This is a genomic window from Paraburkholderia sp. CI2 (assembly GCF_014201055.1).
Classification (GTDB): domain Bacteria; phylum Pseudomonadota; class Gammaproteobacteria; order Burkholderiales; family Burkholderiaceae; genus Paraburkholderia; species Paraburkholderia tuberum.
In genome coordinates this window covers 12,250-28,368 of sequence record NZ_JACHDL010000013.1, presented here as the reverse complement: position 1 = coordinate 28,368, position 16,119 = coordinate 12,250, and the positions used below count along the sequence as shown (strand labels likewise).

Annotated in this window: 16 protein-coding genes; 11 read left to right on the top strand and 5 right to left on the bottom strand. The window is 66.0% G+C overall.

The genetic code is table 11. From position 1 onward, the window contains the following. Positions 1-93 precede the first annotated feature (93 nt). The 5 genes from flhB to HDG32_RS18840 all read left to right on the top strand — a co-directional run bounded on the left by flhB (position 94) and on the right by HDG32_RS18840 (position 7,341). Positions 94-1,329: a flagellar biosynthesis protein FlhB gene (gene flhB, locus HDG32_RS18860; RefSeq protein WP_184069767.1), complete on the top strand. Its 1,236-nt coding sequence runs from the start codon at positions 94-96 to the stop codon at positions 1,327-1,329. Then, positions 1,326-3,428 carry a flagellar biosynthesis protein FlhA gene (gene flhA / locus HDG32_RS18855; protein ID WP_184065964.1) on the top strand — a complete coding sequence of 701 codons (2,103 nt, stop codon included), beginning with the start codon at positions 1,326-1,328 and terminating at the stop codon, positions 3,426-3,428. The genes flhB and flhA overlap by 4 nt, the downstream gene beginning before the upstream one ends. A gap of 246 nt (positions 3,429-3,674) precedes the next feature. Further along, a complete protein-coding gene (gene flhF, locus HDG32_RS18850) occupies positions 3,675-5,714 on the top strand; it encodes a flagellar biosynthesis protein FlhF (RefSeq protein WP_184069765.1) in 2,040 nt (679 codons plus the stop codon). Then, a complete protein-coding gene (locus HDG32_RS18845; RefSeq protein ID WP_184069763.1) occupies positions 5,707-6,576 on the top strand; it encodes an AAA family ATPase in 870 nt (289 codons plus the stop codon). The genes flhF and HDG32_RS18845 overlap by 8 nt, the downstream gene beginning before the upstream one ends. A 30-nt stretch (positions 6,577-6,606) precedes the next feature. Continuing rightward, complete coding sequence (locus HDG32_RS18840) at positions 6,607-7,341, top strand: RNA polymerase sigma factor FliA (protein WP_090802497.1); 735 nt, start codon at positions 6,607-6,609, stop codon at positions 7,339-7,341. A 93-nt stretch (positions 7,342-7,434) separates the two neighbouring features. Here the strand turns inward: HDG32_RS18840 and HDG32_RS18835 are convergent, their stop codons facing one another. The 5 genes from HDG32_RS18835 to flgA form a co-directional block, all read right to left on the bottom strand. After that, the gene (locus HDG32_RS18835) at positions 7,435-7,845 is read right to left on the bottom strand and encodes a type II toxin-antitoxin system HicB family antitoxin (RefSeq protein WP_090802498.1); all 411 of its coding nucleotides are present in this window, start codon (positions 7,843-7,845) and stop codon (positions 7,435-7,437) included. Continuing rightward, positions 7,842-8,024 carry a type II toxin-antitoxin system HicA family toxin gene (locus HDG32_RS18830; RefSeq protein ID WP_013090886.1) on the bottom strand — a complete coding sequence of 61 codons (183 nt, stop codon included), beginning with the start codon at positions 8,022-8,024 and terminating at the stop codon, positions 7,842-7,844. The genes HDG32_RS18835 and HDG32_RS18830 overlap by 4 nt, the downstream gene beginning before the upstream one ends. A gap of 290 nt (positions 8,025-8,314) precedes the next feature. Continuing rightward, positions 8,315-8,761, bottom strand: coding sequence for a flagella synthesis protein FlgN (locus HDG32_RS18825; RefSeq protein WP_018418771.1), 447 nt, complete (start codon positions 8,759-8,761; stop codon positions 8,315-8,317). A gap of 94 nt (positions 8,762-8,855) precedes the next feature. Beyond that, positions 8,856-9,215: a flagellar biosynthesis anti-sigma factor FlgM gene (gene flgM, locus HDG32_RS18820; protein WP_184069761.1), complete on the bottom strand. Its 360-nt coding sequence runs from the start codon at positions 9,213-9,215 to the stop codon at positions 8,856-8,858. Positions 9,216-9,392: 177 nt separating this feature from the next. Beyond that, a complete protein-coding gene (gene flgA / locus HDG32_RS18815) occupies positions 9,393-10,865 on the bottom strand; it encodes a flagellar basal body P-ring formation chaperone FlgA (protein ID WP_184069759.1) in 1,473 nt (490 codons plus the stop codon). A gap of 218 nt (positions 10,866-11,083) precedes the next feature. Here flgA and flgB point away from each other — a divergent pair, with 218 nt between their 5' ends. From flgB to flgG, 6 genes are all read left to right on the top strand, one after another. Further along, positions 11,084-11,584 (top strand): flagellar basal body rod protein FlgB, encoded by a 501-nt coding sequence (flgB, locus tag HDG32_RS18810; RefSeq protein ID WP_090802505.1) that lies wholly within the window; start codon positions 11,084-11,086, stop codon positions 11,582-11,584. A gap of 128 nt (positions 11,585-11,712) precedes the next feature. Further along, on the top strand, positions 11,713-12,138 hold the full coding sequence (gene flgC, locus HDG32_RS18805; RefSeq protein ID WP_026225509.1) for a flagellar basal body rod protein FlgC: 426 nt from the start codon (positions 11,713-11,715) through the stop codon (positions 12,136-12,138). A gap of 10 nt (positions 12,139-12,148) precedes the next feature. Continuing rightward, positions 12,149-12,883 (top strand): flagellar hook assembly protein FlgD, encoded by a 735-nt coding sequence (locus tag HDG32_RS18800; protein ID WP_184069757.1) that lies wholly within the window; start codon positions 12,149-12,151, stop codon positions 12,881-12,883. Positions 12,884-12,926: 43 nt separating this feature from the next. Next, the gene (locus HDG32_RS18795) at positions 12,927-14,441 is read left to right on the top strand and encodes a flagellar hook protein FlgE (protein WP_184069755.1); all 1,515 of its coding nucleotides are present in this window, start codon (positions 12,927-12,929) and stop codon (positions 14,439-14,441) included. A 17-nt stretch (positions 14,442-14,458) separates the two neighbouring features. Beyond that, positions 14,459-15,217, top strand: coding sequence for a flagellar basal-body rod protein FlgF (flgF, locus tag HDG32_RS18790; protein WP_184069753.1), 759 nt, complete (start codon positions 14,459-14,461; stop codon positions 15,215-15,217). Between the two features lie 104 nt (positions 15,218-15,321). Then, positions 15,322-16,110, top strand: a complete 789-nt coding sequence (gene flgG / locus HDG32_RS18785) for a flagellar basal-body rod protein FlgG (protein WP_184069751.1) — start codon at positions 15,322-15,324, stop codon at positions 16,108-16,110. The last annotated feature ends 9 nt before the right edge of the window (positions 16,111-16,119 follow it).

Sequence of the window (16,119 nt, the reverse complement as noted above, 5' to 3'; positions counted from 1 at the left end):
TCCGCCCTTATCCGCCGATCGGCGCTTGCGTCGAGCAGGAATAATCGCTCTCACTGGAAAGAGGCGCCGTGCCTCGGCCGACTGGAGAGCTTTGTGGCAGAGGACAGCGACCTCGAAAAAACCGAATCCGCGACCCCTCGGCGCCTGCAGAAGGCGCGCGAGGAGGGGCAGATCGTGCGTTCGCGGGAGCTGTCGACCTTCGCGCTGCTCGCGGCCGGGTTCTACGGCGTATGGGGCATGTCGGGCAGCATCGGCGAGCATTTGCAGAACATGCTGCGTGCGTCGCTCACCTTCAACCACGCGAGCGCGTTCGACACCAGCCGCATGCTGATCGGCGCGGGCTCGGCGGGTCGCGAAGGACTCTACGCGCTCGTGCCGATACTCGGCGTCACCGGACTTGCCGCGCTGCTCGCTCCGATGGCGCTGGGCGGCTGGCAACTGTCCGCGAAAGGGCTCGAGCCGAAGTTCAACCGGCTGAACCCGATCGAGGGCCTCGGCCGCATATTTTCGATCAACGGACCGATCCAGCTCGGCATGTCGCTCGCGAAGACGCTGGTGGTGGGGTTGATCGGCGGCACGGCGATCTGGAATCGCCACGAGCAATTCCTCGCGCTCGCGACGCAGCCGCTCAATCTCGCGCTCGCCAACTCCGTGCATCTGATCGCGGTGTGCTGCGGCATGACGGTGGCCGGCATGTTCGCGGTGGCCGCGCTCGACGTGCCGTACCAGCTGTGGTCGTTCCACAAGAAGCTGCGCATGACGAAGGAAGAAGTGAAGCGTGAGCATCGCGAGAGCGAAGGCGATCCGCACATCAAGGGCAAGATTCGCCAGCAGCAGCGCGCGATCGCGCGGCGCCGCATGATGGCGCAAGTGCCGAAGGCCGACGTGGTCGTGACCAACCCGACCCACTTCGCGGTCGCGCTGCAATACACGGACGGCGAGATGCGCGCGCCGAAGGTGGTCGCGAAGGGCGTGAACCTCGTGGCCGCGCGGATTCGCGAGATCGCCACCGAAAACAACGTGCCGCTGCTCGAAGCGCCGCCGCTCGCGCGTGCGCTCTATCACAACGTCGATCTGAATCGCGAGATTCCGGGGCCGCTCTATGGCGCGGTCGCGGAAGTGCTCGCGTGGGTCTATCAGCTGCGCCGCTTCAAGGCCGAAGGCGGCGACGTGCCGGTCGCGCCGACCGAACTCGACGTGCCGCCCGAACTCGACAAGGGCGGCGTATCGGACGAGGACGCCGCCGAGGAAGCCGCCAACACGCTGAACCCGGCCGACGACAACGCCAACGACGCCACTAGCGACGACAACAACGGAGCCTCCGCATGAACGCTCGCGCCGGTTTCCTCGCCCGACGGCCGGATGCGCTGAGCAGCACCAACCTGCGCGCCCTCGCCGGGCCGGTGCTGATCTGCATGATCCTCGGCATGATGATTCTGCCGTTGCCGCCGTTCCTGCTGGATCTGCTGTTCACGTTCAACATCGCGCTGTCGGTGATGGTGCTGCTCGTCAGCATGTACACGATGAAGCCGCTCGACTTCGCCGCGTTCCCGAGCGTGCTGCTGTTCTCGACGCTGCTGCGGCTGTCGCTGAACGTCGCCTCGACGCGGGTCGTGCTGCTCGAAGGCCATACCGGTCCCGATGCGGCCGGTCAGGTGATCGAGTCGTTCGGCCACTTCCTCGTGGGCGGCAACTTCGCGGTTGGTATCGTCGTGTTCGTGATCCTGATGGTGATCAACTTCATGGTGATCACGAAGGGCGCGGGGCGGATCGCCGAAGTGTCCGCGCGCTTCACGCTCGACGCGATGCCCGGCAAGCAGATGGCGATCGACGCCGATCTGAACGCCGGCCTCATCAACGAAGAGCAGGCTCGCACGCGGCGCAAGGAGATCTCTCAGGAAGCCGAGTTCTACGGCTCGATGGACGGTGCGAGCAAGTTCGTGCGAGGCGATGCGGTCGCCGGCCTCCTGATCATGGTGATCAACATCATCGGCGGGCTGATCGTCGGGATGGTCCAGCACGACATGAGTTTTGCCGCGGCGGGCAAGAACTACACGCTGCTGACGATCGGCGACGGCCTCGTCGCGCAGATTCCGTCGCTGGTGATTTCGACGGCGGCCGGCGTGATCGTGTCGCGCGTCGCGACCAACGAGGACATCGGCACGCAGCTGACCGGCCAGCTGTTCACGAACCCGCGCGTGCTGATGATCACCGGCTGCATTCTCGTGCTGATGGGCCTGATCCCGGGCATGCCGCACTTCGCGTTCCTGATTCTCGGCGGCGGCCTGATCCAGCTCGGCCGCACGATGAAGAAGCGCACCGAGGAGCGCAAGAACGCACCGGCGCTCGTCGACGTCGCGCCGGCCGCGCTGGCGCCGGTCGAAAACGCCGAGGCGAGCTGGGACGACGTGACGATGATCGACACGCTCGGCCTCGAAGTCGGCTACCGGCTGATTCCGCTCGTCGACAAGAACTCGGACGGCGAACTGCTCAAGCGGATCAAGAGCATCCGCAAGAAGTTCGCGCAGGAAATCGGCTTCTTGCCGCCGGTCATTCATATCCGCGACAACCTCGAATTGCGGCCGAACGGCTATCGGATCGCGTTGAAGGGCGTCGAGGTCGGCTCGGGCGAGGCGTATCCGGGCCAGTGGCTCGCGATCAACCCGGGCCAGGTATCGGCCGCGCTGCCGGGCACACCGACCCAGGACCCGGCGTTCGGCCTGCCCGCCATCTGGATCGACACGAATCTGCGCGAACAGGCGCAGGTATACGGCTACACGGTCGTCGATTCGAGCACGGTGGTCGCGACGCACCTGAATCACCTCGTCGTCACGCACGCGTCGGAGCTGCTCGGCCGCCGCGAGGTGCAGTCGCTGGTCGAGCGGATGCAGAAGGACACGGCGTCGCTCGTCGACGATCTGGTGCCGAAGATGCTGCCGCTCACCACGCTGCAAAAGGTGCTGCAGAACCTGCTCGAAGAAGGCGTGCCGATTCGCGACATGCGCACGATCCTCGAAGCGCTCGCCGAACACGCGACCAAGCTCACCGACCCGCACGACCTCACCGCCGCGGTGCGGCTCGCGCTGGGCCGCGCGATCACGCAGCAGTGGTTCCCCGGGACCGCCGACATGCAGGTGATGGGCCTCGACGCGAACCTCGAACGGGTGCTGTCGCAGGCGCTATCGACCGGACCGAACCCGGGCCTCGAACCGGGCCTCGCGAACACGCTGCTCACCGAAACGCAGAAAGCGATGACGCGTCAGCAGAACCTTGGCCTCGCGCCGGTGCTGCTGGTGCAGCACGCACTGCGGCCGATGCTCGCGCGCTTCCTGCGCCGCAGCCTGCCGCAGCTGAAGGTGCTCTCGTATGCGGAAGTGCCCGATACGCGCAACGTCAAGGTGGTCAATCTGATCGGCGCGCACGGCTGACGAAGGTCGCTCGCTCGCGGCTGTCGATATAACGAACCGGCGCTCCAGTGGGGTGCCGGTTTGCGTTTGCACGGCTCTCCCGGGCTCGTCGAACGATGCGTCCGCCGTGTGTCCATCGCGCGAATTACCCACCTTTAACGGTCTTTATCCATCGATCGTCGCCCGACGCCTTTCGCAATAATTGATCGCAATGGGAAGCGGTGTATTGCCGGTCCGTCAGTCCGTATACCTCATCGGGGGTCCAGCTTGAACATTCGTAAATTTGTCGGTGCTACCAGTCGCGATGCGTTGCGTCTCGTTCGCGAAGCACTTGGCCCCGATGCGGTCGTGCTGTCGAATCGCACGATGGACGACGGCAGCGTCGAAATCGTCGCGCTCGCCGATAGCGATCTCGCCGCGATCACGCCGAAAGCGCGCGAAGGCGCGCAGGCCGCGGCGCTCGGCACGGGCTCAGGTGCGGCATCGACGCGGGCCCCGCGCGGCTTGTTCGCGGCGCCGACGAATCCATACGCGAGCGCAATGCCGGACGTGTTTTCGTCGGTGTTCGGCGCGAGCCCGGAAGCGGGTGGTGAAGCGACGCCGGCGATCGAGCCGGCGAATGCGGCTGCGGATTTCATGGCCGGCTCGGTGAACAGGACGGCGCTCAATTCGGCCGTCAGCCAGGCGCTCAGCATGTCCGCGAATCAAGCAGCGTCCGCCGCCGCGTGGCCCGGCAATTCGCCAATCGGCCCGGCGATGCTGGGCGCGACCGGCGCGTCCGCGGCCATCGCGACAGGCCCCGCACCCGCCGCAAGCCAGTCGGCGTCCAGCGCGGCCACATCGTTCAACGCACCGGCCACGCCCGCCGCTGCCGCCACGCCTTCCGGCGCGAGCGCCCGCGCCGCGGCCGCGCGCCTGTCGAAAGACATCCGCGCGGATTTGCTGAAAGCTGCCGGCGTGCCGGTACCGCCGGCAATCCCATCGAGCGAAGCCGCCGCGCCGCGCACGATGGTCGAGTCGAATCCGTGGCTCATCGATCATGCGCGCCGCATCGCGGCCGAGCAGCAGCAACAGAGCGGCCAATACAGCGCGCGTCCCGCCGCGATGACGCCCGCCGTCGCGACCGCCAAAGGCCTCGGCAGCGCGGTCGACGCGCGGCCGGCCGCCGTGCCGCCGGTGATCGACACGCCCGACTGGGCGCGCGAAGCCGCCGAAGTCGCTGCGCGCCGCGCCGCTCAGAAGATCGCGCCCGTGCCGTCCGCTACTGACGAAAGCCGCACGCCGTCCGCCGTCGCCGAAGCGATCAAGGGGCGCATGGAGCAGGTCGTCAAGGACACCGTGATGAACGAGCTGTCGTCGATGCGAGACATGATGGAAGAGCACTTCGCGGGTCTGCTGTGGGGCGATCGACAGCGCCGCAGTCCCGCACGCGCCGCGCTCACCAAGCACCTGTTCGCCGCCGGCTTTTCCGCGCAGCTCGTGAAGATGCTGGTCGACAAGCTGCCCGAAGATGTCGACACGATGGATGGCGGCATGGACTGGGTGCGCTCGGTGCTCGAGTCGAACCTGCCGGTGATGGAGGACGAAGACGCGCTGATGGAGCGCGGCGGCGTATTCGCGCTGATGGGGCCGACCGGCGTCGGCAAGACGACGACCACCGCGAAGCTCGCAGCGCGCTGCGTGATGCGCTTCGGCGCGAGCAAGGTGGCGCTGCTGACGACCGACAGCTACCGCATCGGCGGTCATGAACAGCTGCGCATCTTCGGCAAGATTCTCGGCGTTTCGGTGCATGCGGTGAAGGACAGCGCCGATCTGCAGCTCGCGCTCTCGGAGTTGCGCAACAAGCACATCGTGCTGATCGACACGATCGGTATGAGCCAGCGCGACCGGCTCGTGTCCGACCAGATCGCGATGCTAAGCCGCGCCGGCCAGCCGGTGCAGCGTCTGTTGCTGCTCAACGCGACGAGCCACGGCGACACGTTGAACGAAGTCGTGCAGGCGTATCAGCGCGCGCCGGACCAGCAGCCGCTCGCCGGCTGCATTCTGACCAAGCTCGACGAAGCGACCAACCTCGGCGGCGTGCTCGATGCGGTGATCCGCTACAAGCTGCCGGTGCATTACGTATCGACCGGACAGAAGGTGCCGGAGAACCTTTACGTCGCGACGAAGAAATTCCTGATCAAGAGCACCTTCTGCATTCCGCGCGACAGCTCGCCGTTCGTGCCGCACGACGACGACATCCCCGCTTTGCTGTCCTCGCTGTCCGCACGTTCGACGGCCGAGCTGCACGAGGTTCGCTTTGGATAAGTTCGTTTCGGATCAAGCCGAAGGGTTGCGGCGGCTGCTCGGGCGCGGCGGCGCGCGCGTGATCGCGTTGGCGGGTGCGTCGTCGGGCATCGGTAATACGACCGTGGCGGTCAACCTCGCCGCGGCGCTCGCACAGCAGGGCAAGGACGTGCTGGTGATCGACGAATGCGTCGGTGAGAAATCGGTGAGCGCGATGCTTGGCGGCTTGCGCGGCGCGGGCAACTTCGCGGCGGTGATGCGCGGCGAGAGCCCGGTCGATTTTGCCGCCGCGCGTCACGCGCTCGGTTTTTCGGTGCTGTCCGCCTCGCGCAACAACCGCGAGGGGCATACGGAGGCCGAACTCGGTGTGCTGCTCGGCGGCTCGGCCGATATCGTGCTGATCGACGCGCAGCTCGACGACGAAGGGCATCTGTCGCCGCTCGCCAAGCAGGCGCATGACGTGATGATCGTCGCGCGCATGTCGGGCGAGGCGATCACCGAGGCCTATGCGTGCATCAAGCGTTTGCATTACGCGCACGCGATCGCGCAGTTGCGCGTGCTCGCGAATCACGTGCAAAGCGCCAACGACGCGCAAGCCGCGTTCGCGAATCTCGCCGGCGTGGCCGGCCGTTACCTGACCGTCGCGTTGGAAAACGCCGGCTGCATTGCGGCCGACGTGCGCATCGCCCGGGCACTCGAGCTGTCGCGCTGCGTGGTCGACGCGTTTCCGTCGACACCGGCCGCGCGCGACTTCCGCCATCTCGCCGCCGAATTGCAGTACTGGCCGATGCGGCCAGCGATGTCGTCGCAAACGCCCTGGCGGGCGCCCGCGACAGTTACAGCGGCGCACCACGCCGACCAACCGTCCGCGCATCACGCTTGAAAGGCGTGCACGAAGGACAAGGGGAGCACGATGTACAACGCTCAGGGAAAGATTTCTCAGGCCGAAGTTTTGACGAAGTACGCACCGCTCGTGCGTCGACTCGGCTTGCAGCTTGTCGCGAAAATGCCGGCGAGCGTCGATCTCGACGACCTGATCCAGGCCGGCATGATCGGTTTGCTGGATGCCGCCGGCCGCTACAAGGAAGACCAGGGCGCGCAGTTCGAGACCTATGCCAGCCAGCGGATTCGCGGCGCGATGCTCGACGAGCTGCGCAGCAACGACTGGCTGCCGCGCAGCCTGCGCCGCACGTCGCGCGAAGTGGAATCCGCGGTGCACAAGGTGGAGCAGAACCTCGGCCGCTCGGCGAGCGAGGCGGAGGTCGCCGAGCACCTGCAAATGCCGCTCGACGAATATCAGTCGATGCTGCAGGACCTGCATGGCAGCCAGCTGATCTACTACGAAGACTTCGACCGCTCCGCCGACGACGAACCTTTTCTGGACCGCTACTGCGTCGATCATTCCGATCCGCTCTCGGCGCTGCTCGACGACAGCCTGCGCTCGGCGCTCATCGAAGCGATCGACCGCTTGCCGGAGCGCGAGAAACTGCTGATGTCGCTGTACTACGAGCGCGGCATGAATCTGCGCGAGATCGGCGCGGTGATGGAAGTCAGCGAATCGCGCGTGTGCCAGTTGCATAGCCAGGCCGTGGCACGCCTGCGCGCCCGACTGCGCGAAATGGCCTGGGCGAACGCCGAAGCGAACTGACGCCACCGCGGCGCCGCACGCCGTATTTCAAACGCTGCCTGCAGATGCGGCGGTGCGCCGATGCCGATGCGCGCCTGTGCCGCCTGCCGTTGCTCAGGCGTTCGCCATCTCATGCTCGGCGGCGAGCGCGAGAAACGCCGAGCGCGACATACCGCGCGCCTGCGCATACGCGTCGATCTCCTGCACCAGCACCTCGGGCAGCGAGATGTTGATGCGAACCGCCTTCTTCAACGCCGGAATATTGCGCGTCGTCACGAATCCCCATGTGAACCCCGCGAACTCGGGATTGCGCCGATGCTCGCCTAGCGTGAGAGGCTCGGGCAGCGGCAGCCCTTCGTCGAGCAAGGTTTCGAGATGCGATTCGATTGCCTCTTTCGCGTTCACATAGGCTTGTTCGAGCGTGTCGCCCGCGGAGTAGCAGCCTGGAATATCGGGCACCACGACGCCGAACGCGTGCGTGTTGTCTCCGGGTTCGATGGCGATCGGAAAGATCAGATGCTTCATTTGAGCCCCGCCTGTTTCAGAATGCTGTTCAGGGTGCCGGCCGGCAAATCTTTTTTCGGATGCGGGACGGTCACGAGCCCCCGTTTTCCCGCGTGCCTGAAATGATGGTGACTGCCCGCTATGCGGACGAGCTGCCAGCCATTCGCTTGAATCAATTTGACGACCTCGGCACTGTTCATACATCATACCCTCCATTATACACACGCCTACACAAACTAACGAGCAAGCAAGATTCGGCCCGTCGAATTGCGGCCGCGTCGAAGCCGCGGCGTTGGCGAAAGCTCGAACGAAGTCACCATTTCAACGTGACGAGGTGGACTAGCGCCAGCTAGCCGAACGGCTAACGCAGCGCGGAACGGACGGGGAAGTGGGTGGAAAAGCGGCGGCGGAAAATGAAAAAGCCCGTCGATGACGGGCTTTTTCATTCATTTCGTATATTGCTCGATTGCAGGCCGGGCAGGCGGGCCGATCAAAGTCCCGAATAAGCCGGAACTCGTCCATCCGGCCCGTACAGATTCGTCTTGCGCGGCACGTTGACTTGAAGCGCCTTTAGCGCGCGCTCGTTGTAGTCCATCCGCACGCGGATCAGCTCGCCGTTGTTGGTGTTGACGCGCCGCGCGCGATCCGCGGCTTTCTGCAGCAGCTTCCATTGCGTCGCGACGCGCGCGTCGGTGCTGGCCGCGAGCTCCATGCCGGACCAGCCGGTCGGAAAGCCGAGTTCGGCCAGATGCGAGTCGCGCGCGGCTTCGAGCCTCGCGAGCACGCCGATCAGCTCGGTTTTCTTCTCGACGATCGCCGGCAACTGCTCCAGCGGCGAGACCGCCGTCAGCGCTTTGGTTTCGAGCGTGAGGATCGAGGCGAATGCCTCCACGGTCGAATATTCTTCGATCAGGGTAGCAACGAGGGCGTCTTTCATATCAACAACTCGCTACGCACACTGGCTCGCGAACGGCGCGCGAACCGGGTTGGTCGGACGCCGCCCGGCAGATCACCGCGCGGCGAAATGCCGATCAGTTGCCGGTCGACGAGGTTTTGTTCTGCAACAGGTCGCGCGCCGTCTGCAGCACGCCGTCGGCGATCTTGCCGGAGTCGATCTGCAGCTTGCCGTCCTTGATCGCCTGCTTGATCGACTCGACGTGCGCGGTGTCGATGTCGGCCGAGCCGGAGGCCGCGAGGCTGCGCAGATGCTGCGACAGACCCGACAGGCTCACGCTCGTGTCGTCCGACGCGCTGCTCGCGGCCGGCGCGGCCGTGCTCGTCGCGCCCTGGGTGGTGCTGGCTGCCGGCGTGGCTTCGTCGCTCTGCGGCGAACGGGACAAAGCGTCTTTCAACGACGGCAGATTTGAAGAGGTGGTGGGATCGACTTTCACGATTGGCTTCCCTAACGATTTGATCCTGATAACGGCAACCGCTGATCAAAACTTTAGCGCAATCGCTCGACACCCGGCTCGCCGCCAGGTGGCCATCTACCGCTTTCAATCCCTGTTCGTCTGCCCTGGCCACCGGGGCGCCGACCGTTTCGACGGTGCTCGTTGCCGCCAGCCCGCTCACATCGGGATCTCCACCGTGCCGCCGTCCTTGACGATGCCGGAGATGATCTGGCCGTTGGCGGTCTTCACGCGCACCTGCTGACCCGGCGACGCGTTGTTCATCGCGCTGCCCTCGGACGAGATCGAGAAACCGTCGCCGGCCGCGATGACCCGCACGGTCTGGCCGAACACCACCGCCGACGCGCTCTTCAGCATGTCGCGGCGCAGCGGCATGCCGCCCGCGATCCGCACGAGCGAGACCGAGCCGACCGCCTGCGACGGGTCGGTGACGATCGCCTGCGGCAGGCCGGTCAGGTCGCCTTCGCGCGCGACGAGGTCGGCGGCCGTGAGCACTTCGCCCGGCGCCATCGCGCGGGCGGCGAGGTAGTAGGTCGCATGCAGCGAGATGCGCGCCTGCAGATAGATGGTCCACGGCCGCTCGCCCGCGCAGCGCACGCCGACCGTCAGCCGGCCCCACAGGCGCGCGCCGGTCGGTATGAACGGTTCGAGCGACGTGCACGCGGCGAGGCCGCGCGGAAACGCGGACGCGACAGTGATGTCGGCCTTGCCTGGCAGGCCGACGGCCTGCTGTTGCAGGAACGCGAGCGCGCTCGCGTGAATCGCTTCCGGGTCCTGCTGGCCTGGCAGCGGCGCGGCTTGCGCAGCCGTCGCGGCGGTAGCGGTCTGCGGCGTTCTCTGTGCAATGACGGCCGCCGGCTGGCGCGAGCCAGGCGACGTCGCGGGTGTTCTCGCGATCCCGGGATGCGCCGGCTGCGCCGCAGCGGCCGCGATCGGCTTGCCATTCGCGCCGAACTCGGGTGGCTCGCCGCGCGCGGCGAGACTGTCGAAACCGTCGCCTTGCGGCGCACTGGCCGCGACCACGCGCTGATTCGCGACGCTGGCGGCCGGGCCCGCTTCGACATTGACGCGCGCGACGCCCGACGCCCCAGTGCTGGCCGCCGGCGGAATCGTCACGACGCCGTTGGCGTCCGGTTTGAAGTTGGTGCGGATGATGGCCGGCGCGGCGGCGGGCTCGCCCGCGCCCGGAATGACGATCGCGCCGCTTGCGCTCGCGGCACGCCCGAACGTATCGGTGTCGCGCGACCCGCTCGCGCGGCCGAGCGACTGTGCGGTCGCCGCCGCGAGCGACGCCGCCGACGCGCTGCGCTGCGCCGGCGTCTGAATCCGTTGCGCGAGATCGTTCAGCGCGGCGGGATTTTTCTCGGCGGGCCCGGCAATCACGATCGGGCCGCCCGCATCCTGCGCCTGGGTCGTAGCCGGCAGCAACACGATGCCGCCCGCAACCCATACCGCGACGTTGACGGCCGCCCGCGTCAGGCAATGCGCAAGGCAACGCGAGAAAGAGCGCGGCACCGGCTGGGCGAGCGCGCCCTCCGAACCATCGCCCCGTTCATCGGCCCGGCCACCCCCCACGCGACGCATCGTCGTGCCGCTCGCCGGCTGCGGCAAGGTGTTGGTGGGCTGGTCCATCGCGGGTCTCCATCGAATGCATCGGTACGCTTTGCATTCTAGTGAGCCCCGCTTTCGCGCAAACGTTGAATAGAAGCCCCCTTTCCCGGTTATTCGTCCGATTGCCGCTTGCGCGCGGCCCATAAGATGCATCACATGCAAAAAGGCCTTCGCACCCGCCGCGTGTCTCTCACGATGCGCACACGGGACGGCCTTGGAAACGTTCTCGGGAGATTCCGATGCTGGACAAGCTCGATGCCGAATTCGCATTCGGCCGGCAGGCGATGGATGTGCGCGCATACCGGCAGGAACTGCTGTCGTCGAATATCGCGAACGCCGACACGCCCGGCTACAAGGCGCGCGATATCGACTTCGCGTCGTCGCTCGCCGGCGCGCTGAAGAAGACGGGCGGCAGCACCGCCGGCCAAGGCGCGTCGAACAGCTCGACGCTCGCGATGACGCAACCCGCGGGCGTGACGAGCGGCATGTCGATGAACACGACCGAGGCCGGCCACATGAGCGGCAAGGCCACGCTGACGGCGACGGGCGGCAGCCCCGACGATTACGGCAACCTGCAATACCGGATTCCGCTGCAGCCGGCGCTCGACGGCAACACGGTCGACGTCGACACCGAGCGCGTGCAGTTCGCCGACAACACGGTGCACTTCGAGTCGGGTATGACGGTCGTGTCGAACCAGATCAAGACGATGCTGTCGGCGATCACGTCGGGCTCGTCGTAAGCCGGGCACGAGCACGGCACCCAGGCAGGGCGCATAGCAGCTGAACACAGGCAGCATGCACGCACGAACAGAAACGCTACGGGACTTAACGTAAAGCCGGTGCGAACCGGCAGGAGAGGTCAGGAAACATGCCATCCCTGATGAACATTTTTGGTGTCGCGGGTTCCGCGATGTCGGCGCAGTCGGAGCGGCTCAACGTGACGGCGTCGAACCTGGCCAACGCGGACAGCACGACGGGCCCCGACGGTCAGCCGTACAAGGCCAAGCAGGTCGTGTTCGCGGTGAGCCCGCTCGGCGGCGCGCGCACACGCTCCGGCCAGCAGGTCGGCGGCGTGCAGGTGACGGGCGTGGTCGACGATCCGTCGCCGATGAAGACCGCGTATGAGCCCGGCAATCCGGCCGCCGACGCGAACGGCTACGTGACGCTGCCCAACGTCGACCCGGTGCAGGAGATGGTCAACATGATCTCGGCCTCGCGCTCGTACCAGGCCAACGTCGAAACACTGAACACCGCCAAAACCCTGATGCTGAAAACGCTCACGATCGGAACCTGAGGAGAGAGCCTTGACCACCAACACCACGATCGGCGGCAGCGGCACGACCGTTTCGCAGACGCTGCTCGACACGATGAACGGCACGAGCAGCAGCTCGAGCGCGACCAGCTCGACGAGCAGCACGTCGAGCAGCACGTCGGGCACGTCGGCGGCGGACCTGCAGACCACCTTTCTGCAGCTGCTCGTCGCGCAAATGCAGAACCAGGACCCGACCAATCCGATGGACAGCTCGCAGATGACCTCGCAGCTCGCCCAGATCAGCACGGTGCAGGGCATCAGCCAGCTCAATACGTCGCTCAGCTCGCTGTCGACGCAGCTGTCGGCGGGCCAGCAGTCGCAGGCCGCGCTGCTGATCGGTTCGACCGTGCTCGCACCGGGCAACTCGATCACCGTGGCGAGCGGCAAGACGAACGAGTTCGGCGTCACGCTCGCGAACTCCGTCAGCGACCTGCAGATCGTCGTGAAGAACTCGGCCGGCACGATCGTCAACACGCTCGATCTCGGCAAGCAGTCGGCCGGCACGATTCCGGTTGGCTGGACGCCGACCGATTCGGCGGGCAACCCGCTCGCCGACGGCACCTACACGATCACCGCGACAGGCTCGATCAACGGCCAGCAGGCGACGGCTACCACGCTCACCGGCGCGACGGTGCAAAGCGTCGTCCAGCAGAGCAGCGGCACGCCGGGCCTCGTGCTGTCGAACGGTTCGACGGTCGACCTGACCAGCGTCGCAGCGATCCTGTAGTCCGGATCCATTCAGTTACGACTTTACAGATACGGAGTACGTCATGAGTTACCAAACAGGTTTGAGCGGTCTGTCGGCGTCGTCGAGCGATCTCGACGTGATCGGCAACAACATCGCCAACGCCAACACCGTCGGCTTCAAGAGCGGCACCGCGGAATTCGCCGACATGTACGCCAATTCGGTCGCGACCGCGACGAGCCAGCAGATCGGTATCGGTACGCAACTCTCCGAAGTGCAGCAGCAATTCTCGCAAGGCACGCTCACGACGACGAACCAGGCGCTGAACGTCGCGATCAACGGCAACGGTTTCTTCCAGATGTCGAACAACGGCACGCTGACCTATTCGCGCAACGGCGTGTTTCAGCTCGACAAGAACGGCTTCATCACGAACGCGCAGGGCCTCGATCTGATGGGCTACGCGGCCAATAGCTCGGGCATCGTCAACACCGCGCAGACCGTGCCGCTGCAGGTGCCGACCGCGAACATCGCGCCGCAGGCGACCACCTCGATCACCGCGGGCCTGAACCTGAACGCGCAGGACAACATCATGCTCGGCGCGCCGACGGCGACGCCGGGCGGCACCAACGCCGGCACGCTGAGTACGACCGGCGCGACGATCACCAACGCGGCAGCGGGCACCAACACCGACCAGTACACGATCAACTTCACGAGCCCGACCACCTACACGGTCACGGACAACACGCTCGGCACGACCACGGCGTCGCAGCCCTACACGGCCGGCACCGCGATCACGCTCGGCAACGGCGAGAGCATCACGTTCAGCGGCACGCCGGTGGCCAACGACAGCTACACGATCACGCAGAACCCGACCGCGTTCAACCAGAACAGCTCGTCGACCTACAACTACTCGACGAGCACGACGGTCTACGACACGCTCGGCGGCTCGCAGACCGTCAATATGTACTTCGCGAAGACGGGCTCGGGCACATGGAACGTGTACGCGGGCCCGTCGACCGGCACCGCTTCCCTGATCGGCACGGCGAACTTCAATTCGTCGGGCACGCTGGTCAGCACGACCGACGCGACGACCGGCCTCGCGACCGCGACGCTCGGCGCGTTCACGATGTCGATCCCGACCACCGACGGTTCGGGCACGCCGCAGAACGTCACGCTGAACATGGCCGGCACCACGCAGTACGGCGGCAAGGACGGCGTGAACAGCCTGTCGACCAACGGTTACGCGGCGGGCCAGCTGACGAGCTTCACGGTCGGCTCCGACGGCACGCTGACCGGCAACTACTCGAACGGCCAGACCGCGGCGCTCGGCCAGATCGTGCTCGCGAACTTCTCGAACCAGAACGGCCTCGTCGACCTCGGCAACAACGAGTACGGCCAGACGGCTGCCTCGGGCGTCGCGCAGATTTCGACGCCGGGCTCGACCAATCACGGCGTGCTGCAAGGCGGCGCGGTCGAGAACTCGAACGTCGATCTGACGAGCGAGCTGGTCAACCTGATCACCGCGCAACGCAACTATCAGGCGAACGCGCAGACGATCAAGACCCAGCAGGCCGTCGACCAGACCCTGATCAACCTGTAAGCGAACGGGACCTCTTCATGGATCGGCTGATCTACACCGCGATGTCGGGCAGCGCGCAGGCGCTCGAACAGCAGGCGATCGTCGCGAACAACCTCGCGAACGCGTCGACCACGGGCTTTCGCGCGCAGCTCGAAACCTTCCGCGCCGTGCCGATGTCGTTCGGCGACGGCAGCACGATCAACGGCGACACGACCCGCACCTTCGTGCTGTCGTCGACACCGGGCGCCGACTACACGCCGGGGCCGATCCAGCAGACGGGCAATCCGCTCGACGTCGCGATTCAGGGGCCGGGCTGGCTGTCGGTGCAGACCGCCGACGGCAACGAGGCCTACACGCGCGCGGGCAATCTGCACATCGACGAAAACGGCCAGCTCGTGAACGCGACCAATCAGGTCGTGCTCGGCAACGGCGGGCCGGTATCGGTGCCGCCGGGCGCGCAGATCACGGTCGGCAAGGACGGCACGGTGTCGGCGCTGACGCCTGGCGATCCGCCCACCGCCGTGGTCACCGTCGATCAGCTGAAGCTGGTCAATCCCGATCCGCAGTCGCTCACGCGCGGCGATGACGGTCTGTTTCGCACCGCCGACGGCAATCCCGCCGACGCCGATCCGACCGTGACTCTCGCGCCGGCGTCGCTCGAAGGCAGCAACGTCAATCCGGTCAGCGCGATGGTCTCGATGATCACCAACGCGCGCCAGTTCCAGATGCAGACGCAGTTGCTGGAAAACGCCGACAAGAACGATCAGTCCGCCAACCAGCTGCTCAGCTTCAGCTAACGGATTGCCGCGGGGCGCCCTTCGAGGCGCGCTCCGAGACCGCTTTGCATGGGGCCGGAGCAAGCGCTAAAGCGTCAATTTCGCCCGACATTGGAGAACCATAAGTGAACCGCTCACTGTATATCGCCGCTACCGGCATGAATGCGCAACAGTCGCAGATGGACGTGATCTCGAACAACCTCGCGAACGTCAGCACCAACGGCTTCAAGGGTTCGCGCGCGGTGTTCGAAGATCTGCTGTACCAGACCATCCGCCAGCCGGGCGCGAACTCGACGCAGCAAACCGAACTGCCGTCCGGCATCCAGCTCGGCACCGGCGTGCAACAGGTCGCGACCGAGCGTCTGTACACGCAGGGCAACCTGCAGCAGACCGGCAACTCGAAGGACGTCGCGATCAACGGCGGTGGCTTCTTCCAGGTGCAGATGCCCGACGGCACGACCGCCTACACGCGCGACGGCTCGTTCCAGACCAACGCGCAGGGTCAGCTCGTCACGTCGAGCGGCTACCAGGTGATTCCGGCGATCACGATCCCGACCAATGCCACCTCGCTGACGATCGGCAGCGACGGCGCGGTGTCGATCACCGTGGCCAACTCGAGCAATACGCAGCAGCTCGGCACGATGCAGCTCGCGACCTTCATCAACCCGGCCGGCCTCGACGCCAAGGGCGAGAACCTGTTCTCGGAGACGGCGTCGTCGGGTGCGCCGAACGTGTCGCAGCCGGGTCTGAACGGCGCGGGCACGCTCAACCAGGGTTACGTGGAAGCGTCGAACGTGAATGTCGTGCAGGAACTGGTGAACATGATCCAGACGCAGCGCGCGTACGAAATCAACAGCAAGGCCGTGACGACCTCCGACCAGATGCTGCAGACCTTGAGCCAGATGCAGGTTTGAGGACTGGAA